Origin of the sequence: Streptomyces sp. NPDC057877, assembly GCF_042796855.1 — a bacterium.
GTDB lineage: Bacteria > Actinomycetota > Actinomycetes > Streptomycetales > Streptomycetaceae > Streptomyces.
This window is the reverse complement of record NZ_JBHVMS010000008.1, coordinates 62981-80371: the sequence shown is the minus strand read 5'-3', so window position 1 is coordinate 80371 and position 17391 is coordinate 62981. Positions and strand designations below refer to the sequence as shown.

Annotated in this window: 16 protein-coding genes; 6 read left to right on the top strand and 10 right to left on the bottom strand. The window is 72.0% G+C overall.

Going from position 1 to position 17391, the window contains the following annotated elements; all coding sequences use genetic code 11:
- Nucleotides 1-5: 5 nt before the first annotated feature.
- From ACFVQG_RS24565 to ACFVQG_RS24540, 6 genes are all read right to left on the bottom strand, one after another.
- Complete coding sequence (locus ACFVQG_RS24565; protein WP_383387317.1) at nucleotides 6-1220, bottom strand: ABC transporter permease; 1215 nt, start codon at nucleotides 1218-1220, stop codon at nucleotides 6-8.
- A complete protein-coding gene (locus ACFVQG_RS24560; RefSeq protein ID WP_383387315.1) occupies nucleotides 1217-1963 on the bottom strand; it encodes an ABC transporter ATP-binding protein in 747 nt (248 codons plus the stop codon). Before ACFVQG_RS24560 ends, ACFVQG_RS24565 begins: the two co-directional genes overlap by 4 nt.
- Nucleotides 1960-3348 (bottom strand): peptidoglycan-binding protein, encoded by a 1389-nt coding sequence (locus tag ACFVQG_RS24555; protein WP_383387313.1) that lies wholly within the window; start codon nucleotides 3346-3348, stop codon nucleotides 1960-1962. The genes ACFVQG_RS24560 and ACFVQG_RS24555 overlap by 4 nt, the downstream gene beginning before the upstream one ends.
- Nucleotides 3349-3434: 86 nt before the next feature.
- On the bottom strand, nucleotides 3435-3926 hold the full coding sequence (locus ACFVQG_RS24550) for a hypothetical protein (RefSeq protein WP_383387311.1): 492 nt from the start codon (nucleotides 3924-3926) through the stop codon (nucleotides 3435-3437).
- A 34-nt stretch (nucleotides 3927-3960) separates the two neighbouring features.
- Nucleotides 3961-4791: a hypothetical protein gene (locus tag ACFVQG_RS24545; protein WP_383387309.1), complete on the bottom strand. Its 831-nt coding sequence runs from the start codon at nucleotides 4789-4791 to the stop codon at nucleotides 3961-3963.
- 692 nt (nucleotides 4792-5483) lie between these two features.
- On the bottom strand, nucleotides 5484-5684 hold the full coding sequence (locus tag ACFVQG_RS24540) for a hypothetical protein (protein ID WP_383387307.1): 201 nt from the start codon (nucleotides 5682-5684) through the stop codon (nucleotides 5484-5486).
- Between the two features lie 1757 nt (nucleotides 5685-7441).
- Here ACFVQG_RS24540 and cdgB point away from each other — a divergent pair.
- Both cdgB and ACFVQG_RS24530 read left to right on the top strand, forming a co-directional pair.
- Nucleotides 7442-8929 carry a diguanylate cyclase CdgB gene (gene cdgB, locus ACFVQG_RS24535; protein ID WP_383388080.1) on the top strand — a complete coding sequence of 496 codons (1488 nt, stop codon included), beginning with the start codon at nucleotides 7442-7444 and terminating at the stop codon, nucleotides 8927-8929.
- A 102-nt stretch (nucleotides 8930-9031) separates the two neighbouring features.
- Entirely contained in the window at nucleotides 9032-9295 is a 264-nt protein-coding gene (locus ACFVQG_RS24530; protein WP_383387306.1) for a hypothetical protein, read from the top strand.
- A gap of 127 nt (nucleotides 9296-9422) precedes the next feature.
- Here the strand turns inward: ACFVQG_RS24530 and ACFVQG_RS24525 are convergent, their stop codons facing one another.
- Nucleotides 9423-10184, bottom strand: coding sequence for a phosphoglyceromutase (locus ACFVQG_RS24525; RefSeq protein WP_383387304.1), 762 nt, complete (start codon nucleotides 10182-10184; stop codon nucleotides 9423-9425).
- A gap of 181 nt (nucleotides 10185-10365) precedes the next feature.
- Between ACFVQG_RS24525 and ACFVQG_RS24520 the strand changes: the two genes are divergently transcribed.
- A complete protein-coding gene (locus tag ACFVQG_RS24520; RefSeq protein WP_383387302.1) occupies nucleotides 10366-11634 on the top strand; it encodes an MDR family MFS transporter in 1269 nt (422 codons plus the stop codon).
- Nucleotides 11635-11646: 12 nt separating this feature from the next.
- On the opposite strand, the gene ACFVQG_RS24515 is transcribed toward ACFVQG_RS24520, so the two are convergent.
- The gene (locus tag ACFVQG_RS24515) at nucleotides 11647-12114 is read right to left on the bottom strand and encodes a DUF2000 family protein (RefSeq protein WP_383387300.1); all 468 of its coding nucleotides are present in this window, start codon (nucleotides 12112-12114) and stop codon (nucleotides 11647-11649) included.
- Between ACFVQG_RS24515 and ACFVQG_RS24510 the strand changes: the two genes are divergently transcribed.
- Nucleotides 12113-12913 carry an AraC family transcriptional regulator gene (locus ACFVQG_RS24510; protein ID WP_383387298.1) on the top strand — a complete coding sequence of 267 codons (801 nt, stop codon included), beginning with the start codon at nucleotides 12113-12115 and terminating at the stop codon, nucleotides 12911-12913. The two genes, ACFVQG_RS24515 and ACFVQG_RS24510, sit on opposite strands and share 2 nt — an antisense overlap.
- A gap of 4 nt (nucleotides 12914-12917) precedes the next feature.
- Here the strand turns inward: ACFVQG_RS24510 and ACFVQG_RS24505 are convergent, their stop codons facing one another.
- Both ACFVQG_RS24505 and mshA read right to left on the bottom strand, forming a co-directional pair.
- Nucleotides 12918-13439 carry a YbjN domain-containing protein gene (locus tag ACFVQG_RS24505; protein ID WP_383387296.1) on the bottom strand — a complete coding sequence of 174 codons (522 nt, stop codon included), beginning with the start codon at nucleotides 13437-13439 and terminating at the stop codon, nucleotides 12918-12920.
- The gene (gene mshA / locus ACFVQG_RS24500; protein ID WP_383387294.1) at nucleotides 13432-14772 is read right to left on the bottom strand and encodes a D-inositol-3-phosphate glycosyltransferase; all 1341 of its coding nucleotides are present in this window, start codon (nucleotides 14770-14772) and stop codon (nucleotides 13432-13434) included. The genes ACFVQG_RS24505 and mshA overlap by 8 nt, the downstream gene beginning before the upstream one ends.
- Before the next feature lie 201 nt (nucleotides 14773-14973).
- Between mshA and ACFVQG_RS24495 the strand changes: the two genes are divergently transcribed.
- Nucleotides 14974-15801 carry a class I SAM-dependent methyltransferase gene (locus tag ACFVQG_RS24495; RefSeq protein ID WP_383387292.1) on the top strand — a complete coding sequence of 276 codons (828 nt, stop codon included), beginning with the start codon at nucleotides 14974-14976 and terminating at the stop codon, nucleotides 15799-15801.
- A gap of 395 nt (nucleotides 15802-16196) precedes the next feature.
- Entirely contained in the window at nucleotides 16197-17282 is a 1086-nt protein-coding gene (locus ACFVQG_RS24490; protein WP_383387291.1) for an NlpC/P60 family protein, read from the top strand.
- The last annotated feature ends 109 nt before the right edge of the window (nucleotides 17283-17391 follow it).

The following is a 17391-nucleotide window of genomic DNA, read 5'->3' as shown; positions in this document are numbered from 1 at the left end:
GGAGGTCAGCGACGTAGCGCTTCGAGTGGTTCGATCTGGGCGGCGCGCCAGGCCGGGTACAGGCCCGCGAGGAAGCCGACGAGGGAGCCGATCAAGGGGGCCGGGAGCACGGTGAGGGGCTCCATGACGGCGGTCCAGTCGCGTACGACGGCGGTGGCGAGGACGGCGACGATGCCGATCGCCGTGCCGATGAGGCCGCCGAGGGTGCCGAGCGCGGTCGACTCGGTGAGGAACTGCACGGTGATGTGGCGGGGCCGGGCGCCCAGGGCGCGCCGCAGGCCGATCTCCGCGGTGCGTTCCAGCACGGCGACCAGCGTGGTGTTGGCGATCCCGACGGAGCCCACGACGAGACAGATCACGGCGAGCAGCAGGAAGAGGCCGGAGAGGTCGGTGTCGACCTGGTCGCGCAGGGTGCGGGGGTCGGGCGGGGGGACCGCCTTCAGCAGCGTGGGCTGGTCGGGGCGCAGGGCCAGCGGCGCCTGGTCGGCGATGAGGCGCGCCGCGCCCGGACGGGTGTGGATCAGCGCCTGGGCCGGGGCGTCGGTGGGCGCGCCGTACTGGGTGGTCGCCGTGCTGGTGGGGATGAGCACGCCGAGCAGGGTCTGCGGGAGGCGTTCGGTGTCGTCGATGATGCCGACGACGGTGTAGGCGGTGTCGTTGACGAAGACCGCCGCGCGGGTGTCCGCCCGGCTGATCCCGAGTTGCCGGGCGGCGCCGCTGCCCAGGACGCACACGCGCTCGTCACGGCGCTGGTGGAAGTCGTCGTAGAGCGTGCCGCTGGTCAGCGTCGGCTGCATCGCGCGCAGCGCGCCCGGGCTGGCGGCGTACAGGCCGAGGCTCGTCTGTCCGTCCGCGGCTCGGGCGGTGGGTTGGGCGGCGACCCTCGGGTTGCGCAGCGGCAGGGTCCACCACACTCCCGCGGCGGAGACTCCGTCGAGGCGCTGCAGACGGCTGTCGGTGTCCTCGGGGAAGGACATGGCGGCGGCGCCGGGGGCGGTGTCCTCGACGGTCACGGTGGTCTCCTGGAGGAGACTGAACGACTTGCCGATCTGGCTGGTAGCGGTCGAGGTGAGACCCAGTACGGCGACGAAGGACCCGATGCCGAGGATGGTGCCCAGCATGGTGAGCACCGAGCGCCCCGGCCGTTGCACCAGCCCGGCGAGGGCTTCCGCCACGGTGTCGTAGGGGGACAGCCGGGTCCGGGGGACGCGGCCGTTCACCGGTCGGCCCCCGCTTCGCTGAGGGAGCCGTCCAGGATCGTGACGACGCGGCGGGCGCGGGCGGCGATGGCCTGGTCATGGGTGATCACGACCACCGTGACACCGGCGGCGTTGAGTTCCTCCAGCAGGTCCATGATCGAGGCCGCGGTGGCCGAGTCCAGGTTGCCCGTGGGTTCGTCGCACAGCAGCAGGTCGGGGGTGTTCACCAGGGCGCGGGCCACGGCCACCCGTTGGCGTTCGCCGCCGGAGAGGACGGTGGGCATGGCGTGCAGGCGGTGGGCCAGGCCGACCCGGTGCAGGGCGGCCGACGCCGTGGCGGCGCGGGGTGCCCGGTGGCCGGTGACGTAGAGCTGGGCCAGGACGACGTTCTCCAGGGCCGTGCGGTGCGGCAGCAGGTGGAAGGCCTGGAAGACGAAGCCGATGCGGTGCCCGCGCAGCGCCGTGCGGTCGGCCTCGCTCAGCCGGGCGGTGTCCTGACCGGCGAGGTGGTAGGTGCCGGTGGTCGGGCGGTCCAGGAGCCCGAGGATGTTCAGGAGCGTGGACTTGCCCGATCCCGACGGGCCCACGACGGCCACGTAGTCGCCCTGCGCTATCCGCAGGCTGGCCGGGCGCAGGGCGGCGACGGGCGGGGTGCCGTCGAAGGTGCGCCCGCAGTCCGCCAGTTCGACCACCCACGGGGACGGCTCCGGGCCGGGGGTGCCCACGGGGTGGCGGGTACGGCGGCGGCGCAGGCGCTGGATCACTGGCCGACCACGACGGGGTCGCCGACCTTCAGACGTCCGCTGAGCGGGGTGACCGCGACCATCCCGTCTGCGGAGGCGCCCACCTTCACGGCGACCGTGCGCCGGGTGGTGCCGTTGGACGACACGACGCTCACGGTCGTCCTGGTGTCCGCGCCCGCGGAGACCGCGGCCAGCGGTACGGCCAGGACCGGCCCGTCGGTGGCCGCCGCGCTGATGGTGATCCGGACGTCCTGCCCGGCCAGCTTGGGGTCCCAGGGCTTCTCGGGCCTGATCGCCAGCGGGATGTGCGGGGGTCCGGCGTCCACGGGCGCGCCGTCCTCGCCGCCCCCGGACTTCCCGGCGTCGGCCGCGGGCGTGGTCAGCGGGCCGACGGTGCGGACGGTGGCGCGCTGCTCGGTGCCGGTGGTCTCGGAGAGCACCGTCACGTCCATGCCCTCCGACACCAGGTCCGCCTGCGCGGGATCGAGCCGCCCGGTCAGGGTCATCTCGCCGCGGGCGAGGCCGAGTACGGGGCCGGAGACGGTGTCGCCGACGTGGACGGGGACGGAGACGACGCGGGCGGGGAGGGTGGGGACGTAGACGACCTCGGAGGCGGGGAGCATGGGTTGCGGTTGCGGTTGCGGTTGTGGCTGCGGCTGCGGCTGCGGCTGCCGTTGTGGCTGCGGTTCCGGGGCTGGTGCTTCCGGCTTGGGCGTGGCGGACTCGAAGGTGCCGTCCGTTGCCTGGGGTGTGCCGCTGGTCGGTGCGGTCTCCGGGGCCTCGGGCGTGCTGCCGTAGGAGATCGGTACGGGGTACCCCATGGCCTCGTACATGCGTTCCACCGCGCGGGCGGTCCCGGCCTGGAACTGTCCGCCGACGTCGGAGCCGGTGTCGTAACCGAGTGCGCGCAGGGCCTCTTGGAGCTGGGTGACGTCCTTGCCGCTGGTCCCCACGGAGAGGTCGCGGTAGGCGGGGATCGCTCCGGGGAGCGCGAAGACCGGGCGGCCGGAGTACTCGACCAGGGCGCGGCCCGCCTCGGCTCGCTGCCCGGTCCTGGTGAGCACGTCCGTGACGACGAGGGTGCTCGGCGGCTCGGAGGCGTCGGTGCGGGCGACGGCGGTGGGCTCGGCCTCGATGGTGCGCCCGTTGGAGAAGGTGCCCCGGATGACCGTGGTGGTCCGCAGCACCTTACGTTCCACGGGTGCCGTGACCAGGCTCGGTTCGGGCGCCCTGGTGTCGGCGGCTGCCTGGGCGGGCGACTGCACCCAGCTCCCGGCGACGATCCCGCCGACGGCGACCGAGGCGGCGCTCACGGCGACCAGCACGGCCAGGCGTCGGCGGCGCGCCAGGCGGGTGTCCCGGGACCGCGCGAGTGCGTCGGGTTGCTGGACTGGTTCCTCTGCCACTGCTTCGATCCGCCGATCCACTGAGACTCTTCGTGACAAGCACGGGGCCCGACGCGACAGCTCCGGGCCCCGTGGCCGAGTACCGGCTAGGAAGAACGCTGGATGGAAGCGTTTTCGTTCTTGAGGGTCGAATTGAGGTTTCCGGTCGACCGGGGACCGAAGCTCTGCGAGGCGCCCGCGTATCCGGAGTTGTAGAACACGGTGTTGGTGGCGGACGCCTCACCGCTCGCGGCGGCGGCGGCGTTGTTCTTCACGTCCTGCCCTTCACCGCTTCCGTAGCACCACGACACGGCCAGATTGGTGTTGATGTGGGTGCCGGGGGCACGGAAGACGAAGCGCACGACCGTGGCGCCGTTGGGGCTGTAACCCCAGAGGTCGGGAATGCTTCTGTTGGAGAGGAAGCAGGACGACGTCCAGGTGTTGACCCCCGAGTTGTAGAACAGCGCGAAGCAGTTCTCGTTGCTGGCCGTGCATTCGTCCCCCGAGTAGGTCGTCGCCGCCTGGGCGGGGGACGTGGCGAGGAAGGACGCGGAAAGGGCAAGCGACGCGCCGACTGCTATGCGGGCAAGGTTGTTCACGCTAAAACTCCCTTGACATATCGAAGATGTACTTCTACTTCTCGGCGATGACCGTGGTCGCGTTCTTGATGGCCGCCTCGACACCGTCCTTGGCTTCCTGGAGGGCGAGCTGGTTGCGCTCGATCAGATCGCTCTGGATCCGCGACTCCTCCGTGAACCAGACGGACACGAGGTCGGTGGACTTCTTGCACTCCACATCGGCGACCGCGATCTCGGTCTCGCGCGCCGGAGCGGCCCCGGAGCCCCCGGCGGAACCGGCCAGCTTCGCGGCATCCAGCGGGGTGGCGACCGCATAGCCCTTGCCCCGCATGCACGTCGACCACTTCTGGACGACGGCACGCACCTTCGGCAGGGCCTTGGAGGCGTCGAACCCCTCGTTGTTGAGCCGGGAGGCCAGGGCGCCGTCGAGGGTGCCGATACGGCGCTCCGACTCCCCCAGGCAGCCGCCCTCGGGCACGCCCGCCGTGGTGACCTCCTCCCCGGACGAGGTGCGCCCCAGGAGCGCCGCGTTGGCGGCCTCCGAGATCTTCTCGTCGGCGGGAGGCTCACCGCTGTTACCGGGCAGGCGGTATCCGTACTCGCGCGCCTGCTCCAGATCGGCGACACCGTAACGCCGGGACATGTTCGCGTCGTCCGCGTTCGGCGGGGGGAAATGCCCGGGCTCTCGGGGGTTGTACTCGAACCCCAGCCGTTTCATGCATTCCTTCTGCACGCTGTGCTGGGCGCGCAGGACGGTGACCTGTTGGGGGTAGGAGACCAGGTATGCCTGAATGGGCAGGGTCATTCCCTTGGTCAGTCCACTGGTCGCCTGGGCGGACGGCCACTTGCTGTGGTCGACACCCTCGATGTTCTCCCCGGCGGGCATCGTCGCCCCGGGTGCGGCGGCTGCTTTCGCGTCGCCATTGCCTCCCTGCGAGCATCCAGTTGCGGCTGCCACGCACATCAGAGCGAGCAAGAATCCGCGCCCACCACGCCCCACCATATTTCTCTCTCGCTCCCGGGAAGAATGCAGCATTGCTCCAGGTGTCACACATTGCGACATTTCAAAGAAAGCGCAGTCTGCGGGGACCACCGCAGCGCCAAGAACCTAAGACGGAGCGCCCGCCGCAGGGAAGGGGTCTAGACCGCTTCCCTGCCCCGGTCCGGCCGCGCCGTGACTCAGCGTCACCCCAGCCGCACCACGCGGCCTCCCCGGCTCCAGGTGTCACGCGGGAGTCACAGTCGATCTTCAGACATTCGATCGCGTGAGCGAATATTGGCCTGGACCTGAGCGCCGAGGATGCTGAGCACCGCTCAACTTGTGCCACGGGGGACCTACTTGAGGCGCGCTCGAGGCACTCATCGACGGCGCCACCGGGGTGCGAGTTCAAGCCATCCTGTCCGGCGGGCGCATAAAGCGGCGACGCTCGCGCAGGGTAGTCGCAGGGCGATGTGACTTCGATCACGCGGGCCGTGGTCACCGGGGCGGCACAGGGCGCTGTCCTCTCCGTCCGCTCGGAACGGCCCAACGTCCGCTACGAACAGCCCAACGTCCACTAGGAACGGCCCAACGTCCGGCTACGAACGGTCCAACGCGGCGAAGACGGCGAGGCACAGGGTGAGGCTCCCGGCGAACGCGATGCCGCACCGGGACAGGGCCGTCGGCACCGCGGCTCCCTCCCAACGGGCGAGGGCGAAGGCGACCGCCGCGGCGATGACGCAGAAGAGGACGGCCACCGCCAGCGCGAGGAGCTGGAACGCCGGGAAGGTGTGGTTCATGGAGGCACCGCCTGGGTCGTGTGGTGTCGATGACGAATCACGACGATCCCCGGGCGGGGCCGCAGCCGGGACGGTTGGATGTTTCTCCCGCGACAACAGGGGGTTGTCCGGCGAACAACCCAGGGGGAGAGCGCGTGGCCGGCGAGAGGAAACGGGCGGGACGGCCGTGGGGACCGGCCCGGGGATCGTGCGTCGAGATCAACGAACTCGTCGCGGTGGTGCGGTCGTGGCTCGACGAGTCGGCGGTGACCGTGCGGGAGTTGCACGCACGGCTCACCCCCGAACACTTCGTCGCCCGGACCGTGCCCGAGTTACGCCGGTTGCGCGACCGGCTGTCCGGCGAGTCGCTGGAGTGGGATCTCGTCGAGGCCGTGGCCGACGTGTGCTTCCCCGACGAACCGGCCGACCTCTCCCGCCGACGCCTCGGCGAGGCGAGGAGGCTGTGGGACCGGGCGAGCGCGGACCCGACAGCACTCACGGAGGCGCAGGAGCTGGTGCCCGCCCGTGAGTTGCTGCAGGCCAAGGACCGCATCATCGAGGTCCTCCAGGAGATGCAGCGCGCCCGGCAGGCGTACGAGGCGGGCGAGCACGGACGGCAACAGGCCCTGTCGATCGCCACCCTGCTGTTCGTCATGCTCGGTCAGGCCCAGGCGAAGGTCACGGAGCTGAAGCGGCGGCTCGACGCGCTGGAGTCGGTGACGAGCGGGCTCTCGGACGGCCAGGGAGTGGTGGAACTCTTCTCCCGGGCGCGGCGGCAGGAGACGGAGCTGCGCGAACAGCTGGCCCGCGCCGAGCGGGAGCGCGGCGTCGCCCAGCAGGTCGCCGATCACGCCGCACGCCGTATCCACGAGCTGGAGGCGGAACTGGCGGAGTTGCGGCTCCGCGCGGGCGAGGACGAGTCCTCCCGGACGCGGGATCCGGAGCCGCTGCTGTCCCGGCCCGATCCGCACACGTTCAGCACCGACGACGCCGCGCTCAACGACGTGGACCGTGCGCTGGAGAAGGCCCGCGCCGTCCTCGACGAGGAGCACGAAGCCGTTCAGCAGGCCGCCGACGAGGTGGGCTACCGGTCGTCCTCGGTCCCTCCGGCCCCTTCCGCGCGATCCGGCGTCTCCGTGCCCGGGGAGGTGCGACAGCCCCCGGGGGAACGGCCCTCGGAGTTGTCCGGAACAACCCCGGACAACCCGCCGACCAGCCAGGAGGCCTCCTTCCCCGCGCTCGAACCCCTACGGCCCACGGCCGCCGTTCCCGAGGGCGGCACCTCCGCCGCGGCCGACCGGATCACCCAGGGAAGGCAACCGGAGGACATCGTGGCGGCGCTGTGCCGGGCCGTCGTCCCCACCATCGCCGACGCGGTCATGGTCTATCTGCGGGACCCGATCCCGGTGGGCGACGAGGAGCACGTCGGCCCACTGGTGCTGCGGCTGCGACAGGTGCATCCGCCGCACGCCGGAAAGGGAGCCGCGGCGTGCGAGGTACGCCCCGGCAGCGCGCTCCTGGACGTGCTCAACGGAGCACTGCCGGTCGCCACCGACTCGCCGGTCGGTGGGGCCGCGCTGCCGGAACTGCTCGGTGAGGGGCATGAGACACCCGGCGGGGCCCACACCGTCCTCGTGCCCCTGCACGGCCGCAGGCGCATCATCGGCACCGCGGTCCTCCTGCGGCACCCGGCCGAGCAGCCCTTCCAGGAAGCCGGTCTCTCCCTCGCCGCCGAGTTCGCCACCCACAGCGCCCTCGCCCTCGACAGGAGTCACCATCTGCAGGCCGCGGTCCAGGGGCTCCACCTGGCCCGCAGTCTCGGGGACACCCTGCAGATCGTCGCCGACGGAGTCGTGACCGGCCTCGGCTACGAGCTGGCCTGCGTCAACCTCGTCCGCCCCGACGGCGACCTCGCCGTCGCCGCCTTCTCCGGGGACTCCACGGCCGAGGCGCAGATCACCGGCCGGGTGGGCTCGCGGGAGTCCTGGGAGCGCCGCCTCGCCATGGGCGAGCAGTGGGGCGACCTGATCTTCATACCGCACACCGAGGGCTGGATCCTCGACGACGACGACGTCCCGCAGTGGTACACCGACGGCCCCGCCCCCCGCTTCGAGGACGAGTGGCACCCCTCCGACCGCCTCTTCGCCCCCATGTACGGCGGCCCCGGCGGCGAACTGATCGGCGTCCTGTCCGTCGACCGGCCCCTCACTCGCCGCCGTCCCAGGCCGGACGAGCGCCGGGCCCTGCAGGAGTACGCCATCCAGGCCGCCATCGCCATCAGCAACGCCCGCCTCCGTGCCAACATGCAGCGCGCCCTGGTCCGCCTGGAGCGCGAGCAGCAGGCGCTGCGGGCCGACGAGGAGAGCTTCCGGCAGGCCTTCGAGTACGCCCCCTCCGGCATGGCCATCGCCGAGATGGGCGGCGACAGCCACGGCAGCATTCTCCGGGCGAACGACGCCCTGTGCCGCCTGCTCGGCCGCCCCGCCTCCGCCATGCGCCGCTACTCCTTCTCCGACCTGGTCCACCCCGAGGACATCGGCACCCTGCTGCGCACCTCCGCCGAGGGCGGTCGCGCGGAACTCAGGCTCGGCCGCCGGGACGGCAGCTACGTCTGGGTCTCGCTGCGCAACAGCGTGGTCGCGGACGCCAATGACGGCCCGCGCTTCCTGCTCACCCACGTCGAGGACATCGAGGAGCGCAAGCGCCGCGAGTTCGAACTCGCGCACCGCGCCTCCCACGACTCCCTCACCGGCCTGCCGAACTCCGCCGAGCTGCACGCCCGCATCGGCGCCCGGCTCTGCGGGCTCCGGGAGTACGGCCCCCTCACCGGCGCGGGAGGCGCCGCCGACCTCCACCCCGGCTCCGGGACCCCCCATGCCCACGTATGGGCCCCCACGGGCGACGGCCACACCCGTGGGCTGGCCGTGATGTTCTTCGCCCTCCGCGACTTCAAGGCGATCAACACCCGGTTCGGACACGACGCGGGGGACGGCGTCCTCGTCGAAGTCGCCCGGCGGCTCGGTGGGGCCGTACGCGACGGCGACACGGTCGCCCGGTACGGCGGTGACGAGTTCGTCGTCCTCGCCGACGGCCTCGGCCTCGCCGACGCGCGCACCGCCGCGACGTCGATGCAGTCCCGGATCCGCCTGCCGCTCCCCCTCGGCGACCAGGCCGTGCGCATGCACGCGGGCGTCGGCATCGCCTGGGCCCAGTGCGGCACGGCCCCTGGTGACGTCCTGCGGGCGGCCCGCGGCTTCGCGTCGTGAGCCCAGCCGCCCGGATCGCCGCGGTGGCACGGCGACCACGCACACGGGCACCGCCGGAATTCCCGGCAGGGGCGCGCTCCGGGTCCGTAGCATCCTGCCTCGATGAAGAGACGTGTGCAGTACACCGAGCAGGTCGTGCGCTTCCGTGACTACATGCCCGCCTCGGACCGCGAGAACTTCCACCGCCTCATCGAGAGGATCACGGCCGACCCCGAAGGCACCGGCCACCTCGCCTACACGACCGACACGGTGACCCGCGCGGCCTGGGAAGACGGCGTCATGGTCCACTACGTCGTCACGCGCTTCTTCGTGGTCGTCATCGAACTCGACATCTACGACGCGTCGCGGGGGTTCAACGAGGTGTAGTCGGCCTCCGCGGTTCGCCCAGCGCCCCGGGTCCATGAACCGGGACCTGCCCCCGAGACGTCAGGCGGACAGCGAGAAGCCCCCTCCCGGCGGACGAGCCGCAGGCAGGGGGCTTGGGCGCTCGGGCTTACTTCTTCTTGCCCTGATTCTTGACCGCCTCGATCGCCGCCGCGGCAGCCTCCGGGTCGAGGTACGTGCCGCCCGGGTTGACCGGCTTGAAGTCGGTGTCGAGGTTGTAGCTCAGGGGGATGCCGGTCGGGATGTTCAGGCCCGCGATGTCGGCGTCCGAGATGCCGTCGAGGTGCTTCACCAGGGCGCGCAGGCTGTTGCCGTGGGCGGCGACCAGGACGACGCGGCCGGTGAGGAGGTCCGGGACGATGGCGTCGAACCAGTAGGGGAGCATCCGGACGACGACGTCCTTCAGGCACTCCGTCTGCGGGCGCAGCTCCGGCGGGAGGGTCGCGTAGCGCGGGTCGGAGAACTGGGAGTACTCGGCGTCGCGGTCGAGCGGCGGCGGCGGGGTGTCGTAGGAGCGGCGCCACAGCATGAACTGCTCCTCGCCGAACTCGGCGAGGGTCTGGGCCTTGTCCTTGCCCTGGAGGGCGCCGTAGTGGCGCTCGTTCAGGCGCCAGGAGCGGTGGACCGGGATCCAGAGGCGGTCGGCGGCCTCCAGGGCGAGCTGCGCGGTGCGGATGGCGCGCTTCTGGAGGGAGGTGTGGACAACGTCGGGCAGCAGGCCGGCGTCCTTGAGCAGCTCACCGCCGCGGACTGCCTCCTTCTCGCCCTTCTCGTTGAGGTTGACGTCCACCCAGCCGGTGAACAGGTTCTTCGCGTTCCATTCGCTCTCGCCGTGGCGGAGGAGGATCAGCTTGTACGGTGCGTCGGCCATGGGCCTGAGCGTAATCGAAGGGGGCGATCGCTCGCGCGTGCGACCGCTGGTAGCAGGGGGCTGGGGCGGCAGTTAATTGAGTGGTCTGGCGGGACCCTCCCCTCGTAAGGTGTGCCTACCACTTGTGCCGCTTACAACGAGTCGCTTGCAACGAGTCGCTTACACCGTGGGGGATCCCCGAATGTCGCCTGCCACCCTCAGACGCGCCCTGTCCGAGACCGTCTCCGGACTACCCCGCGAGTTCTGGTGGCTGTGGACGAGCACCCTCGTCAACCGGCTCGGCGCGTTCGTGGCGACGTTCATGGCGCTGTACCTGACCCTGGAGCGCGGTTACTCCGCCTCGTACGCCGGTCTGGTCGTCGCGCTGCACGGGCTCGGCGGGGTGGTGGCCTCGCTGGGCGCGGGGGTGCTCACCGACCGGCTCGGGCGGCGGCCGACGCTGCTGGTCGCGCAGGCGTCCACCGCGGTGTCCGTGGCGCTGCTCGGCTTCATGCAGCACCCCCTGTCCATCGCCGCCGTGGCGTTCCTGGTCGGCGCCGCCTCCAGCGCCTCGCGGCCCGCCGTGCAGGCGATGATGGCCGACATCGTGCGGCCCGAGGACCGGGTGCGGGCCTTCTCGCTGAACTACTGGGCGATCAACCTGGGCTTCGCCGTCTCCGCCACCGCCGCCGGTTTCATCGCGGAGAGCAGCTATCTCGCGGGGTTCCTGATCGAGGCCGTGATGACCATGGCGTGTGCCGTGCTCATCTACCTCAAGCTGCCCGAGTCGCGGCCCCTGCCCGCCCCCGGGGAGAAGCCGGGGGACGAACCCGTCGTCGGGCTCGGGACGGTGCTGCGCGACGGGCGGTTCATGGGCGTCGTAGGGCTGTCCTTCCTCATCGCGCTGATCTTCCAGCAGGGTTCGGTGGCGCTGCCGGTCGCCATGGGGCAGGCCGGGTTCTCGCCCGCGGACTACGGCCTCGCGATCGCCGTCAACGGTGTCCTGATCGTCGCGCTGCAGATCCCCGTCACCCGGTTCATCGAGCACCGGGACCCACGGCGGCTGCTCGTCATCTCCGCGCTGCTCGCCGGGTACGGCTTCGGGCTGACGGCGTTCGCCGATTCCGTCGGCCTGATCGCGCTCACGGTGTGCGTGTGGACCCTCGCCGAGATCGTCAACGCGCCCACCCAGACCGGTCTCGTCGTCCAGTTGTCCCCGCTGCACGGCCGGGGCCGCTACCAGGGCATGTACACCATGTCCTGGTCGGTCGCCGCCCTCGTCGCGCCGCTGATGTCCGGCTTCGTCATCGACCGGTACGGCGCCGAGTGGCTGTGGGGCCTGTCCGCGGTGATCGGCACGGTCGCGGCGGTCGGCTACTGGACGCTGATGCGCGGGCTGCCGGGCGCGGAGCCGGTCGGCGGTGGCAAGCGGGCCGACAGCCCCGCCGAGGCGGAGGTCGGCGCCGCCTGACCGCCCGGCCTCTCAGGGGTGCATCCGGGCGCCCTTGAGCGCCTTGTCCACGGCGTTGCGCGGGCCGTACACCGCGAGGCCCACGAGATCCAGTTCCGCCGTGGGCACGGCCCGTACCGCGGCCCGGTTGGCGTCGTCGTGACCGGTCGAGAAGAGGTCGCCGGTGAAGACCGCGCGCGGCAGCGAACGGGACAGCACGCGCGCGTGGGCGGCCGTCAGCGTCTCCTTGGTGCCCTCGAAGACCAGCACCGGCTGCCGGAACATCGACAGGTAGGGGACGCCGTCCGCGTCCTCGTAGGGCTGTCCGATCACCTCGGGAACGGCCGTGCCGATGCCGCTGACCAGGAAGGCGGTGACGTTCAGGCGCTGCCAGGGCTCCAGGTCCTCGCGCAGCAGGACGGCAATCTTGGTGTCGAATCGCGTGCTCATGGAGTGAGACTGCCGACCGCGTCCCGACCCTGTCTTGTACGTTCTTTGCATGGCCGCGCAGGAGTCGGTGTCCGCCTGGCGCCCTGGTATCCCCGGCGTCGTGGAGGTCTTCCACGCCCGCTTCACCGAGTACGCCTACCCGATGCACGTCCATGAGGCGTGGACGCTGCTGATCGTCGACGACGGCGCCGTACGGTACGACCTGGACCGGCACGAGCACGGCACCCCGCACGACACGGTGACCCTGCTGCCCCCGCACGTCCCGCACAACGGCTCCGCCGCCACCGCGGACGGCTTCCGCAAGCGCGTCCTGTACCTGGACGCCTCCCGCCTCGGCGAGGACCTGATCGGCCCGGCGGTGGACGCCCCCGACCTGCGCGACCCCCTGCTGCGGCGGCGCGTCGGCCAGCTGCACGGCGCGCTGACCCGCCCCGGCGACGAGCTGGAGGCGGAGAGCAGGCTGACGCTGGTCGGCGACCGGCTGCGGGCCCATCTGCGGCCGCGGGCGGCAGTACTGCCACCGGCACGTGATCCCGCCCTCGCGCGCCGCCTGCGGGAACTCCTCGACGCGCGCGTGGTCGACGGGGTCACCCTGGAGCGGGCCGCGGCCAGTCTCCAGGCCCACCCCGCGCATCTGGTACGGGTGTTCAGTGCCGCCTACGGCATCGCGCCGCACCAGTACCTGATGTCCCGCCGCGTCGACCGCGCCCGGCGGCTGCTCCTCGACGGGCGGTCACCGGGCGAGGTCGCGGTGGCCACCGGCTTCTACGACCAGTCGCACCTGACGCGGCACTTCCGGCGGCTGGTGGGGGTCACGCCGGGGCGCTACCGGCTGTCCGGCACCGGCTGACGCCTCACTTCTCGGGGCGCTGGGTGAGGTGCGCGAAGGCGTCCAGATTGCGGGTCGGTTCGCCGCGCGAGACGCGCCAGGCGTACTCCTTGCGGATGGCGGTGGCGAAGCCCAGTTCCAGGAGGGTGTTGAAGCTGCCGTCGGCGGCCTCCAGGACCTGGCCGAGCAGCCGGTCGATCTCGTCGGGAGTCACGGCGGCCAGCGGGAGCTTGCCGGTCACGTAGATGTCACCGAGCGGGTCGACGGCGTAACCGACGCCGTAGAGCTTGAGGTTGCGCTCCAGGAGCCAGCGGTGGACGGCGCTCTCGTTCTCGTCGGGGTGGCGGATGACGAAGGCGTTGAGCGACAGGGAGTGGCGGCCGACGATCAGGGAGACGGTCGTGGAGAGCTTGCGGGTGCCGGGGAGTCTGACGACGTAGTGGCCGGGCTCCGGGCCCTCCCACTCCAGTTCGGCGTCCTTCAGCGCGTCCTCGACGACCCGTGCCGCCGTCCCTTGAGGCTGCTGCAGCTCCTGAGGCTCACCCATGGTGCGAGCGTACGCGACGCCTGTGGGCGTGCAGGGCGGCCGTGTAGACGTCCGCGGTGGCGGCTGCCGCGCTGTCCCAGCCGAAGCAGCGCGCGTGCCGGGCGGCGGCCTCGCCCATGCGGTGCGTCAGTTCCGGGGTCTCGGCGAAATCGCGCAGCACGCGCGCGTACGCCGCCGGGTCGTGCCCCTGGACGAGGAAGCCGGTGTCCCCGTCACGTACGGCGACCGGGAGGCCGCCGACCGCCGCCGCGAGCACCGGGGTGCCCGCGGCCTGCGCCTCTATGGCGACCAGGCCGAAGGACTCGCTGTAGGAGGGCATCACCAGGACGGACGCCGCACGGAACCAGTCCGCGAGCTGCTCCTGGCCGACCGGTGGGCGGAACCGTACGACGTCCGCGATGCCGAGCCGCGCGGCCAGCTTCTGCAGGCCCTCCGGCTTGGCGAGCCCGCTGCCGCTGGGCCCCCCGACGACGGGTACGACCATCCGCGACCGCAGCTCGGGCCGCTGGTCGAGGAGGACGGCGACCGCGCGCAGCAGCACGTCCGGTGCCTTCAGGGGCTGGATGCGGCCCGCGAAGAGCGGGATCAGGGCGTCCTGCGGCAGACCGAGACGGGCGCGGGCGGCGGCGCGGCCGTCGGCGGGGTGGAAGCGGTCGAGGTTCACCCCGGGGTGGACGACGGCGACCTTGGCCGGGTCGGCGGCGTAGTGCCGTACCAGCTCGGCGGCCTCCTCGGCGGTGTTGGCGATGAGCCGGTCCGCGGCCGTGACGATCTGGGTCTCGCCGATGACGCGGGCGGCGGGTTCGGGGGTGTCGCCGTCGGCGAGGTTGGCGTTCTTGACCTTGGCCATGGTGTGCATGGCGTGCACCAGGGGTACGCCCCAGCGCTGGGCGGCGAGCCAGCCGACGTGGCCGGAGAGCCAGTAGTGGGAGTGGACCAGGTCGTAGTGGCCGGGGCGGTGGCCTGCCCAGGCCTGCATCACGCCGTGGGTGAAGGCGCACAGCTGGGCGGGCAGCTCCTCCTTGGCGAGGCCCTCGTAGGGGCCCGCGTCGACGTGCCGGACGAGGACGCCGGGCCCGATCTCGACGGTGGGCGGGAGGGCGCCCGTGGTGGCCCGGGTGAAGATCTCGACCTCGATGTTCAGCGCGGCCAGGCGCTGGGCGAGTTCGACGATGTAGACGTTCATGCCGCCCGCGTCGCCGGTGCCGGGCTGGTGGAGCGGGGAGGTGTGCACGGAGAGCATGGCGACCCGGCGTGGGCGGCGGTGCCCGAGTCGCAGTCGCGGGGGCGTCGCCGGGGAACGGCGACCGAGCCTGCTGACGTATTGGCTCACGTGCCGGTCCTCCTCGCCGTGGGCATGACTGCCAGAGGGTGTCCCGGGGGCCCTCCGAAGGAGGCAACACCGGAGGGATGCGCTCCATTTCCGGCATGCGCTTCTTTACCGAATCATTACCGTGGTTCGCTCAACCGTTCGAGCGCGACCTGCGTCTCCCTCCCGGGTTCCCCGGCCCCCACGCCCGCATACCCTCGACGTATGACAGCCCGCGCGACGACCCGCTCGGTGGGACCCGTGGGAACGGTGACGCGCGGGACGACCCATCCGAACCGGCTGCGCCGCATGGACCGCTGGATCGCGGCCACGCACGGCGCCGAGCTGCGCCGCGCCGCCGATCCCGTGACCATCGACCTCGGCTACGGCGCCGCCCCCTGGACGGCCGTCGAACTCCTCATCCGGCTGCGCACGGCCGCGCCCCACGCGCGCGTGGTGGGCGTCGAGATCGAACCCTCCCGGGTCGCCGCCGCCCGGCCGTACGAGCGCGAGGGCCTCGTCTTCCGGCACGGCGGCTTCGAGATCCCGGTCCCCGGACGGCCGCTGCTGATCCGCGCGGCCAACGTGCTGCGCCAGTACGACGAGGCCGAGGTCGCCGACGTCTGGCGGCGGCTGTGCGCGCGGCTGGCGCCCGCCGACCCGTCGACGGGGTCACGGGGCGGGCTGCTGGTCGAGGGGACGTGCGACGAGATCGGCCGTCGGCACGTGTGGGTCGCGCTCGGCCCGGAGGGGCCGCGCACCGTGACCTTCGCGACCCGCCTCGGCTCCCTGGAGCGCCCCTCCGACCTGGCGGAACGGCTGCCGAAGGCGCTCATCCACCGCAATGTGCCGGGCGAGCCGGTGCACGCCTTCCTCCGGGACTTCGACCGCGCCTGGGCCGCCGCCGCGCCCTACGCCTCCTACGGCGCCCGGCAGCGCTGGATCCGGGCGGTACGGGACCTCGCCGCCGACTGGCCGGTCACCGACGGGCCGGTGCGGTGGCGGCAGGGGGAAGTGACCGTGCGGTGGGCGGCGTTGGCCCCGACGCCCTGACGCCGCCTCGCGGCAACCTCCCGCTGGGGCGTACGGCGCCTTGCGGACCGGTGGGGCGGGAACGATCGCCGGTACCGAAACGGTCTCCACGTACGGGAACACTGTCCGGTACCGGTGGCGGCCTCCACGTACGGGAACGATCGCCGGTACCGAAACCCGGTCTCCACGTACGGGAACACTGCCCGGTACCGGTGGCGGCCTCCGAGCCCGGGAACGATCTCCCGCATCCGTTCGTCGCAGAGGATGAGGCGTTCGTCACAAGGGCGGGGGGATCGTCGTAGGCCGGGGGGAATGGGGGGAGAGAGTCACCACCTCTGTCGTTTTGCGGCGCGACATGGCACGATCCCCCAGGCGTCCGTAAGTTACTGACGGTAAATCAGTTTGGGGGCACTGGGATGGGAACGGGCAAGCGAAGCCTGCTCACCGCGGCCGTGACCGTGGTCTGCGCGGTCACGGTACTGGCGGCGGCACCCGGTACGGCGTTCGCGGCCCCGGCCCCCGGCCCGAGCACGACCGCCCCCACCGTCCCGACTCCCCTGCCGGGCAGGGACCTCGAGGCGATCCGCCAGAAGCTCGACACCCTCTACCACGAGGCCGCCGTCGCCACCGACGCCTACAACGCCGCGGAGGAGAAGGCCGAGACGCAGTCCGCGCAGATCGTCGAGCTGGCCCAGCGGATCGTCAAGGGCAAGAAGAAGCTGGACGAGTTGAAGGACCGCGCGGGCGCCGCGGCCCGCGCCCAGTACCGCACCGGCGGGCTGCCGCCCGAGGCCCAGTTGATGCTCAGCGACGACCCGCAGCAGTTCCTCAACGGCTCCGGCCGCATCCTCCAGGGCGAGCGCGCCACCGAGCACGTGCTGGGCGAACTGGCCCAGACCCAGCAGGACTTGGAGCAGTACGCCACCGACGCCTCCACCCAGTGGCAGAAGCTGGAGGCCAACCGCAAGGCGAAGGCCACCGCCAAGAAGAAGATCAAGAAGCGGATCGCGGCGGCCGAGAAGCTCGAGTCCGAGCTGGAGGAGGAGGAGAAGGAGCGGCTCGCCCGCCTGGAGCGGGAGGCCGCCCGCAAGGCCCAGAACGACTGGCTCGGCACCGTCACCCTCGACGACATCGACGCCGAGGCGACCGTCCAGGGCAAGCAGGCCGTCGAGTACGCCACGGCCCAGATCGGCAAACCGTACGAATGGGGCGCCGAGGGCCCGTCCTCCTATGACTGCTCCGGCCTCACCTCACAGGCCTGGGCGGCGGCGGGGGCCGCGATACCGCGCACCTCCCAGCAGCAGTGGAAGCAGCTCCAGCGCGTCGACGTGAACGACATGCGCCCCGGCGACCTCATCATCTACTTCGACGACGCCAGCCACGTGGGCCTCTACATCGGCGACGGCGCCATGGTCCACGCCCCACGGCCGGGGCGCACGGTGACGATCGCCGGGGCCGGGTCCATGCCGATACTCGGGGTCGTGCGACCCGGGGCGGAGTAGGCGAGGGCTCGTCCCCGCACCAGCCCCGCCACCCACCCGCGAACACGGCCTGTGTACCAGGTCACGTGACCCATTCCACGCCGAACACCCTCCCCCCGCCCACCCGGAC